General features: G+C 72.3%; 8 protein-coding genes. 1 reads left to right on the top strand and 7 read right to left on the bottom strand.

Going from position 1 to position 10,107, the window contains the following annotated elements:
• Positions 1–446: 446 nt before the first annotated feature.
• The gene (locus tag ACTVAJ_RS02165; RefSeq protein WP_470386308.1) at positions 447–2,213 is read left to right on the top strand and encodes a bis-aminopropyl spermidine synthase family protein; all 1,767 of its coding nucleotides are present in this window, start codon (positions 447–449) and stop codon (positions 2,211–2,213) included.
• A gap of 86 nt (positions 2,214–2,299) precedes the next feature.
• Here ACTVAJ_RS02165 and ACTVAJ_RS02160 read toward each other — a convergent pair whose 3' ends face one another.
• From ACTVAJ_RS02160 to trpB, 7 genes are all read right to left on the bottom strand, one after another.
• The gene (locus ACTVAJ_RS02160) at positions 2,300–3,160 is read right to left on the bottom strand and encodes a hypothetical protein (protein WP_470386307.1); all 861 of its coding nucleotides are present in this window, start codon (positions 3,158–3,160) and stop codon (positions 2,300–2,302) included.
• 392 nt (positions 3,161–3,552) lie between these two features.
• Positions 3,553–4,719: a hypothetical protein gene (locus tag ACTVAJ_RS02155; protein WP_470386306.1), complete on the bottom strand. Its 1,167-nt coding sequence runs from the start codon at positions 4,717–4,719 to the stop codon at positions 3,553–3,555.
• A 110-nt stretch (positions 4,720–4,829) separates the two neighbouring features.
• Positions 4,830–5,942, bottom strand: a complete 1,113-nt coding sequence (gene lgt, locus ACTVAJ_RS02150; protein WP_470386305.1) for a prolipoprotein diacylglyceryl transferase — start codon at positions 5,940–5,942, stop codon at positions 4,830–4,832.
• 51 nt (positions 5,943–5,993) lie between these two features.
• Positions 5,994–6,974 carry a DsbA family protein gene (locus ACTVAJ_RS02145; RefSeq protein WP_470386304.1) on the bottom strand — a complete coding sequence of 327 codons (981 nt, stop codon included), beginning with the start codon at positions 6,972–6,974 and terminating at the stop codon, positions 5,994–5,996.
• A gap of 57 nt (positions 6,975–7,031) precedes the next feature.
• A complete protein-coding gene (locus tag ACTVAJ_RS02140; protein WP_470386303.1) occupies positions 7,032–7,547 on the bottom strand; it encodes a MauE/DoxX family redox-associated membrane protein in 516 nt (171 codons plus the stop codon).
• A gap of 370 nt (positions 7,548–7,917) precedes the next feature.
• Entirely contained in the window at positions 7,918–8,733 is an 816-nt protein-coding gene (gene trpA / locus ACTVAJ_RS02135) for a tryptophan synthase subunit alpha (protein WP_470386302.1), read from the bottom strand.
• Positions 8,730–9,947, bottom strand: coding sequence for a tryptophan synthase subunit beta (gene trpB / locus ACTVAJ_RS02130; RefSeq protein WP_470386301.1), 1,218 nt, complete (start codon positions 9,945–9,947; stop codon positions 8,730–8,732). The genes trpA and trpB overlap by 4 nt, the downstream gene beginning before the upstream one ends.
• Positions 9,948–10,107: the final 160 nt, after the last annotated feature.

Raw genomic sequence — 10,107 nt, 5'->3', positions numbered from 1 at the left:
TCGGGGCGGTCACGTCCTCGTGGCCGCGGTTGCGGAGGGTCACCCGTGTTCGGGCAGGTTCCTCTTATACATGCCGGTCCAGCCGCGATGCGAATCGCAGGTCTAGACCATGTGGAGCCGCGGTGCGCCCTCGCTCCGGGGCCGCGCCTCCCGCGGGAGGCGGCACGGGTCCCTCTCGGAGGAGGTCCTCCGATGAGGGCTGGCCTAGCCGTTCTTCCACCTGGGAACCTGGCTAAACCTCCCAAAGTGGATTAAACCTCGACTGGTGGCCGGGTCCCTCCACATCAGAACGTGAACATGGCGCTCCGCACACCCACATTACCCCGGTGTTAACGTCGGCTCCAAGGGGTGCTCCGCCCGCTCGTGAGTGATATCTCCCTCATCCACCCTGAACCGCCCTGACCAGCGATTCCATCCCCACCGCCCGTACGTGGGACGATCGGGGCATGGCAGGACACCCGACTTCCCCCGGCCCGGACCGCCCCGGAGCCGCCCACGCGCACCCGACCGCCCTCACCCCACGGGCACCGGTTTCGGTCACCTCCGAGCCGCCGCAGCCGTTGCCGCAGGTGGCCCTGCGACTGCTGCTCGACCAGGGGGTGGACGCACCCCGGGTACGCCGGGTCCTGGCTCTGCTCTCGGACGGGCGGTGGTGGAGCGCCAACGACCTCGTGCGCTCCAGCAGCGTCGCCCACGCGATCGTGGCGGCCGTGCTGAGGGAGCTGGACGAGGCCGGCGAACTGGACACCGAGAGCGGTGACGGGCAGCGCAGGGTGCGCCTGGTCGCCCCCTCCGAGTACCGGGGCACCGCCGCCGACGACCTCGCCGACCCCGTGGCCCACCTGCTCCCCCGGTACGCGCGGGCGGGCGCGATCCTGACCCGGGCCGTGAGCGAGGGTCCCGCCTCCGACCCGAACCTGGACCACGTGGCGGCGACCGCGGAGACGGCGCTGCGGCGCGCGCTGTTCCTGAGCACGCGGTTCGACCTCGACGGCCGTGTGCTGCTGTGCGTGGGCGACCACGACCTGACCGCGCTGGCGGTGACCCTGGTGTGCCCGACCGCGCGCGCCGAGGTCGTGGACGTGGACGAGCGGGTGCTGGCGCACATCGACGCGGTGGCCGAACGGGAGGGGCTGCCCGTGCGGACGCACTTCGCGGACCTGCGGCTGGGGTTGCCGTCGTCGCTGCGCGGCGGAGCGGACCTGGTGTTCACCGACCCGCCGTACACCCCGGACGGGGTGGAGCTGTTCGTTCGGCGCGGGTTGGAGGGGATGACCGACCCGCGCCGGGGGCGGGTGGTGGTGGCCTACGGGGCCAGTGAGACCACTCCGCGGCTGGCGGCGGCGACGCAGGCCAGGATGGTGCGGATGGACCTGCTGATGGAGGCGGTCTGGCCGGACTTCAACCGGTACCACGGCGCGGAGTCGATCGGCGCCGCCTCGGACCTGTACGTGCTGCGGCCGCTGTCGCGTACCGCGCCCGCCCCGTCGGGGGACGCCGCGCGCGTCTACAGCCAGGGCGTCAACGCCAAGGAGGCGCGGGGCGGGCTGGACGCCGAGCGCGCGAACGCCGTGGTCGGGGCGGTGCTCGACGACCTGGACGGCGCGGTGGAGGCCCGGGCGCTGACGCTGGTGGGCGAGTGGCCCACGGACATGGAAGGCGCGGCGGGAGCGGGTCGGGTCCGCCTGTCGACGTGGCTGGCGGCCCCCACCTCGACGACGGAGCACGCCGTGGTCAACCTCACAGGCGGATGGGAGCGCCTGGTGGCGCGGGCGGCCCTGGCGGCGGCCTCGGACACGGTGTACGCGCTGGTGCCGTCGGCGGCGGCGGCCGTGCGCGACCAGGCGGGGCAGCGGGCGGTGCGGGCCATGGTGGAACCGCGGTTCGAGGTGCGTTTCCTGCGGGGGTTCGGGGCGCGGAACCTGACGGCGGTGCGGTTCACCCGGCGCGCGGAGGCGGGGACGGCGGCGGACCGGCTGCTCGCCCACGTACAGGAGCGCGCGCACGGGATGCTGCGGGCGACGCTGCGCGGCGGGCTGACCGAGGTCGCGGCGTGGATGGGCAGTCCGATCAACAAGCGCACGTCGCGGCACGCCGTGGCCGCGGCTCCGGCGTGGTTGGCGGGGCACACGCCCCTGGACCTTCCCGACCACCGCTGGGCGGAGCTGCCCGCCGCGGTCCGGGAGCTGGTCGGTCGGGTGGAGCCCGACTAGCCGGGGCCCCGTTCTGTGCGGAGCGAAGGCCCCGAACAGAACGGGGCCCGGGGATTGAACTGCTCCCCGGGCCCCGCGCGAGCCTTCTAGTTGGTGCCGGTGCCGTTGGTACCGGTCGTCCCGGTGCCCTCGGTGCCCGTCTGGCCGGTGCCCTCCGTGCCGTTCTGGCCCGCTCCGCCGGTCGTCCCGGTGCCCTCCGTACCGGTCTGACCCGTTCCGCCGGTCGTCCCGGTGCCCTGTGTGTCCTCTTCGGACCCGTCGTCGAGCTGCACCATGCGCCGGTAGAGCGGGTCGCGGACCTTGGACAGGGCCACGAGCGGGCCCGCGAGGCTGACCCGGTCCTCCACCGTCTCGGAGGAGGTGGGCTGGACCCAGACCACGACGAGGTAGTGGCCGCTGACGATCGCGTCGCTGGCGCTGTAACCCTCGCCGAGCCGGTCGAAGGGTGCGGCTCCGGTCGGGGCGAGCACGAATCCGCGAACGGCGGTACCGCTCCCCGACTCCTCGTCGGGGGCGGTCATGGCGGCGGCGAGCCGACGGCTGGAGTCGACGTCGGCGAGGTTGAACACGGCGGTGACGCCGAAGTAGGTGTCCGACACGTAGGTGGCCCGGCCGACCTGGGTACAGTCGGCGTCCGCCACGGCTTCGGTCAGCTCCTGACCCCACACCGCCGAGGAACAGTCGTCGGTCAGGGCCGAGTCCCGCAGGGTGAACTCGATGGTCCCGTCCGCGTTGGAGATCTCGTTGTTGTTCCGCTCGAACAGCTCACCCTCGTTCAGCGGAAGGCTGTCGACCTCGCGGGAGGCCAGCACGTCGTTCATGCGGCCGGTGTCCCGGACCTGGTACAGGGCCGGACTCGCCTGGACGGGGGGCGCGTCCGCTCCCCCCTCGTCGGGGGAGCGCAGGTAGAACACGGCACCGACGGCCAGGAGCGCCAGGACCAGCACGGCGGCCGGGATGATGATCAGGAGCGGCCCGCGGCGGCGCGGGCCCTGCTTCCTCCGGCCGCCCCCGCGGCGGCGGCCACCGGACCGCGCGCTCCGCCCCTCCGGCTCACCCTGGGGGGTGCCGTCTCCCCCGCGGCTCCGCGTTGGGGCGGACTCCGCCCGTTGGACTGGTTCTTGCGCGGCGCCCCCGGGGAGGGCTCGCCTGTTCGGTTCCGGGTACATCGGGCCTCGAAAGTGTGGACGTCGGCGGACGGATCGCGGTCCGCGCAAGGGGTCCGGGCGGATGCGTGGGCACCGGCTCACCGGATGGCGTGGGGGGCACCCGTGGGTGCCCCCGCGCGGGTCGATCCGTCCGAAATCCTATCGGGGAGCCCGACACCCCCTGACAGGACTCATTCCTCCGCCTGGCTCCTCGCGACGACCTCCTCGTAGGGCAGGAGCACGGTGTCCATGGCCGCGACGCGCACGGAGGCCATGTCCGTGTCGTCCCCGGGCGGGGAGCCGTCGGTGCGCGCGACCCAGAAGACGGCCAGGTAGTGGCCCATCACCTGGGTGGAGGCCTGGCTGAAGCCCTCCTGCAGGCCGGGCACGTCACCGGTGTCGGCGAGCAGGAACCCGGCGCCGGTCTCGGCGTTGTTCGGGTCCAGGGCCTCGGCGACCCCGGTGGCACCCTCGGCGTCGACCAGGTCGAACAGGGTGACCTGGGCGACGTACTCCTCCTCGGGGTCGGTGTAGACACCGGTGGCGGCGCTGGAGCAGTTGGCGTCGATCAGGCTCTGCCCGAGGTCGTCACCCCACACCAGCGAGGTGCACGAGTCGGTGACGCGCCCCTCGCCGAGGGACAGCTCCATCCCGTTGACCTCGACCTCCTCGGCGTCGCCGAAGACGTCCTCCTCGGTCATCGGCTCGGCGCCCTCGGGGCGCCCGTTGATGGGGCCGAAGGTGTCCTCGAGGTTGGCGCCGAGCAGGAACTGCTCCGGGGTGAGCGTGCCGTGGCCCTCGGGCGGTGCGACGATGCTCTGCTCGCCCTCGGCGACGGCGCCCGCGGCGGGGCTGAACAGCTGGTAGATCAGCAGGCCGAGGAGGGCGACCAGGGCGACACCGAAGGCACCCATGAGGACGCCCAGGACGGCGGTTCCGCGCTTGCGCTTGCTCTGTTCGGCGAGCGTGTACACGATCTGGTTGGGCCGGTCGCCCAGTACCGAGACGCGTTTGATCGCCGAGGCGGAGAAGGCCGAGACGCGGTCGACTCCGGCGCGCCTGCCGGGGGTGCTCCGGCCGCCGCCCTTGTCCTTCCTGCGGCGGGAGCGGCGGGACCCGTGCCCGGCGGCCTCCTCCTCGACGGGTTCGGCGCCGTCGCCGCCGTCGGCCTCGGCGACGTCGGAACGGGCGTGGGTGTGGCCGTACTCGGCGGAGAAGTCCTCGTTCGGATCGTAGTCGTCCTCGGGGCCGGTGTCGTAGTCCTCGACCTCGGTGTACTCCTCGACGTGGGTGTCCTCGGCGCGGCGCCGGCCGCCGCGCCAACTTCTCCGGCGGTGACCGGACTCAGCTCTGCTCACGGTCCTTCTCAATCGTCAACCCGTGGTCTGCTCGACAGGAACTCGACAGGGACAGGGGTGCACCGTACGGCCCGGACGAACGCGTCCGGCCAGCCGTCACGCGGGCGACCCTACTCGGGCTTCGACCCGGAGTCCGTGCCCGTGTCGTCGGCGTCGTTCTCCGTCGAGCCCTCGCTACTAGATCGCTCGGGGCTGGGGTGGTATTCCGTGCCCGCCCCGGTGGAGTCGGAGGTCACGGAGCCGATCTCGGAGTCGTCGGTGTCCACGGCGCTGTAGACGGTGCTGTCGTCGGCGGGCTCGTCCGCGCCTGTGGACCTGATCACCTGGGTTCCGGCGTCGTGGCCGTGCGGGACGACGGCGCTGGAGAAGGAGTCGATGCGGCGGCCGGCCCAGAGGAAGTAGAGCAGGGCGGCGAGGAAGACCGCGATGGAGGTCCAGTTGTTCAGGCGCATGCCGAAGAACTCGTTGGCCGGGTCGATGCGCATGTACTCGATCCAGAAGCGGCCCGCGCAGTAGCCCATGACGTAGAGGGCGAACAGGCGGCCGCCCTGGAGCCTGGCCTCGAAGCGGCGGCCGAGGTAGGCGAGGAGGACGGCCAGGCCCAGGCACCAGAGGGACTCGTAGAGGAACGTGGGGTGGTAGGTGCCCTCACCGGGGATCATGCCCTGGCGGAGTCCGCCCTCGGGGTAGGGGTAGATCTCCAGGGCCCACGGCAGGTCGGTGGGGGCACCGAAGAGCTCCTGGTTGAAGTAGTTGCCCCAGCGGCCGATGGCCTGGGCGAGGGGCAGCGTGGGGGCGATGGCGAAGGACAGCTTGGACATCGACAGCCCGCGTTTGCGGGCGACCAGGTACACGCCCAGAGCGCCCATGGGGATGGCGCCCCAGATGCCGAGCCCGCCCTCCCAGACGAACAGGGCGCGGATCGGCTCGCGGCCGGGCGCGAAGTACAGCTGGGCGTCGCTGATGACGTGGTAGAGCCGCCCGCCGATGAGGCCGAGGATGACGGCCCACACGGCCATGTCGACGATGGTGCCCTTCTCACCGCCCATGGCCGCCCAGCGGTGTTCGCTCCAGAAGACCGCGATTATGACACCCGCGAGGATGCACAGGGCGTAGAAGTGGATCTCCAGCGGACCGATGGGGATCGAGTTCACCTGGGGACTGGGAATGGCCGCGAGGGCGCGGCCCAGCTCGGCCGCGCCCTCGGAAGCTGTCGACGACAAAGTCACTTCTCTGCTCTCGGGTTCGCCCCGCACGCGGGGGATGTCTGGTGGCTACTCCTCGCCACCCCCGTCGGTCAACGGTTCGGTCTGGACCTCGCCGGGACTGGCTTCGTCGATCGCCCCCTGGAGGCCGCGCACCGTCATCGTCGTGCTGTTGTCGAGCAGCTCGCCGTTGATGTAGACGGAGGGCGTGGCGCGGAACGCGTTGTCTCCGCTGTAGCGAGTGTAGGCGTTTCCGGTGGCGTCGATGATCTCACCCGTGTAGGTCCCGTCCAGGAAGGACGGGTCGTGGCCGTTGTCGGCGCCCCAGGCCATCAGGTCGGTCAGGACCATGGTGCCGAGGTTCTCCTGGCCGAGCTGGTCGAGGGCGTCCTCGGTCAGGGCGGGCAGGTAGTCCTCGGTGAACCGGGTGACGACGGCGGCCTCGGCGTCGATCCGCTCGTCGAAGGCCGCGGCGTCCTGCTCCGAGGCGCCGGTCTCGCGGAACCAGTCCTTGAGTTCGTCGACGGTGAACCCGGCCTGGCCCTCGGTGGGCTGGTTCTCGAAGAGCAGGTCGTTGTACTCGACGAAGGCGCCGTGGTCGGCGGCGGCGCGGGCGGCCGCTCCGCCGCGCAGGGAGTTGCTGCTGATCGGCACGGCCTGCTGCGCGAAGATGCTGACCGGACGGAAGTGGACGATCGCCTCGCCCGCGGCCGCCGTCTCCTTGAGGACGTCGCCGTTGAGGAGTTCGAACTGGCGGCAGGCGGGGCACTGGTAGTCGGCGTAGACCTCGACGACGGGTGCCTGGGCGCCGGGCTGGGCCATGATGACGCTGCCGTCCTCCTGGACGGCCTGCGGGGCGAGGGCGCCGTCGAACTCCGATCCGCTGCGGTCGGAGTTGAGGACGGCGTAGCCGATACCGACGATGAGGACGACCACCCCGAGGGCGGCTCCGATGACGCCGAGGGTCCGCATGCGCGCGGCCTTGCGCTTGTCCTTCTCCCGCTGTTCCCTGAGCCGTTCGCGAGAACGCTGGCGGGCTGCACTCCCCATGAGTTTCTTCCTTTTCCTGCTACTGGACGTGGTCGGCCGCCGCGGGGGGTTCCGGGGTCACCGGAACAGCCCGAGCGGGCGGTCGAGGGCGAGGGGGGATCGTGGCCAGATCGCGATGAACGCGCCCAGGGCGGCGAAGCCGATGTCGCGCGCGATGTCGAGGCCGTACTCGGTCTCCTCCGGGTCGACCTGTCCGCCGCCGCCGAAGCACCCGCAGTCGATGTTCAGCCCGCGTGCCATGGCCGAGGTGATCCCGGCGATGAACACGACCATGAGCAGCGCGGTGGCGGCCCCGGTGTAGCGGGTGGCGAGCCCGACCAGGAGCAGGACGGCCAGTGCGAGTTCGAACAGGGGCAGGGTGTAGCCGATGAGCCTGGCCAGTTCGGCCGGGAACAGGTCGTAGGCCTCGACCGCCTGGACCGACAGCGCGGGCGGGTACTTGGTGACGGCGGCGGCGATGAGGACGGCCGCGAGCCCGACCCGGCACGCGAGCGTCAGCCAGGGTTGGACGGTCTGCCAGCGGGGGGTGCGCTCGCTGGAGGGCGGTGTGGTGGTCGCGTCGGCTGTGTCCATCGTGTTGGCCTTCGGGAGGAGGTTGACCGATCGGTTCTGTGACGTGTGGTGCCTGGATCGTTCCTGTGGGTGACAGCACAGATCCTACTCGCTGTGGGCGACTCGTGACGCTGGGCTGTGCCCGCACAGGTCCGCGCGGGTGCCCCGCCGCGTTCACCCGCCCTCCATCACACCACCGGAGCGGGCCCCGAGCGGGGTTCCGGGCGGGTCAGGGGGGCTCTCTCACCGGATTCTCACCCTTTTAACCTGAGCCGGCCGACCCGTCCTCGTCCGGCTCCGGCCCGCCCGGCCGGTCTCACGCCCGTACACGGCGACGGCGGTGGGCCGCCCCCGGTGCCGGGGCGGCCCACCGCCGTCGTGGATCCGGGTGCTAACCCCGCGAGCGCACCCCCGCGGCGAGTTCCTCGGCGAAGGAGCGGACCGCGATGAGTCCGGTCTCCAGGTCGGGCGCGTCCAGGACGCGCTGGCAGAAGCCGGCGCCGACGATCACGCCGTCGGCGTATCCGGCGACCTCGGCCGCCTGCGCACCGGTGGAGATGCCCAGGCCCACGCAGACGGGCAGGCCGGAGGACCGGGTGACCTCGCGGGTGCGCCGCACGAGGGTCTCGGCGGTGCCGGCGACCTGGGCCCGGGTGCCGGTGACCCCCATGAGCGAGGCCGCGTACACGAAACCGGTGCAGGCGTCGGTGGTCAGGGCCAAGCGCCGGTCGGTGGAGGAGGGCGCGACGAGGAAGATCCGGTCGAGCCCGGCGGCGTCGGAGGCGGCGACCCACGCGTCGGCCTCCTCCGGGATGAGGTCGGGGGTGATCACCCCGGCTCCACCCGCCTTGGCGAGCCCCTCCGCGAACCGGTCGACGCCGTAGCGTTCGATCGGGTTCCAGTAGGACATGACCACGGCGGCGGCTCCGGTCGCGGCGGTCGCCTCGACGACGCGGAACACGTCGTCGGTGGTGGTTCCGGCGGCCAGCGCCCGGTCGGCGGCCCGCTGGATGGTGGGGCCGTCCATCATGGGGTCGGAGTAGGGCAGGCCGACCTCGATGACGTCGCACCCGCCCTCGACCATGGCCTCGATGACGCGGATGGAGGAGGCCACGTCGGGGAAGCCCGCGGGCAGGTAGCCGATGAGTGCGGCGCGGTCCTCCTCGCGCGCGGCGGCCAGGGCGGTGCTCAGGGTGGTGGTCGTCATCGCTGTCCCTCCGGGTCCACGAGGCCGAAGTAGGTCGCCGCGGTGTCGACGTCCTTGTCACCGCGTCCCGACAGGTTGACCAGGATGACGGCGTCGGGTCCGAGGCGCTCTCCGAGCCTGCGGGCCCCGGCCAGGGCGTGGGCGCTCTCGATGGCGGGGATGATGCCCTCGGTACGGCACAGCAGCCGGAAGGCCTCCATGGCCTCGGCGTCGGTGACGGGTTCGTAGGCGGCACGGCCGGTGTCGGCGAGGTAGGCGTGCTCGGGGCCGACGGCCGGGTAGTCCAGCCCCGCGGAGATGGAGTGGCTGGGCAGGGTCTGCCCGAACTCGTCCTGGAGCACGTAGGTGCGGGCGCCGTGGAAGACCCCGGGGCTGCCCGCGGTGATGGACGCGGCGGTCCTCGTGGTGCGGGCGCCCTCTCCCCCGGCCTCGAAGCCGTACAGGGCGACGGACTCGTCGGGGATGAAGGCGGAGAAGATCGCGATGGCGTTGGACCCGCCGCCCACGCACGCGGCGACCGCGTCCGGCAGCCTCCCGGTCAGCTCCAGGACCTGCTCGCGGGCCTCCTTGCCGACGACGAAGTGCAGGTCGCGCACGAGCTTGGGGAAGGGATGCGGGCCCGCGACGGTGCCGAACAGGTAGTGCGTGTGGTCGACATTGGCGACCCAGTCGCGGAACGCCTCGTTGATGGCGTCCTTGAGGGTGCGGCTGCCGATGGTGACGGGGACGACCTCGGCGCCGAGCAGGCGCATGCGGGCGACGTTGAGCGCCTGGCGCTGGGTGTCCTCCTCCCCCATGTAGATGACGCAGTCGAGACCGAGCAGGGCGCAGGCGGTGGCGGTGGCCACACCGTGCTGTCCGGCGCCGGTCTCGGCGATCACGCGGGTCTTGCCCATGCGCTTGGTGAGCAGGGCCTGACCGAGCACGTTGTTGATCTTGTGCGAGCCGGTGTGGTTGAGGTCCTCGCGCTTGAGGAGGATCCGGGCGCCGCCGGCGTGCTCGGCGAAGTTGCGCGCGTCGGTGAGCGGGCTGGGCCGACCGGTGTAGCTGCGCAGCAGTTCGTCGAGTTCGGCGAGGTACTCCGGGTCCTGGCGGGCCTTGTCCCACTCGGCCTCGACCTCGTCGAGGGCGGCGATGAGCGCCTCGGGGGCGAACCTGCCGCCGTAGCGGCCGTAGTGCCCGTGCGCGTCGGGCACGGGTTGGGCGTGGCTCATGGCTGGGTCTCCTGGTACGGGGCCGACCGCGGTACGCGCCCCGGGCACGGCCTCGGGGCCCGCGACGACCGGCCTCGCGCCGCGGGGCGGCGCGGTTGGGCTGTTGGGTCACGCGGCGTCGGGAACCCGCGGCTCACCCGTGCGGGTGTGGGTGCGGGCT

It is taken from the genome of Nocardiopsis sp. KDC1DS13DA1 (genome assembly GCF_055632325.1).
The sequence above is the reverse complement of the archived record's forward strand: the minus strand, read 5'-3'. Positions and strand labels throughout refer to the sequence as shown.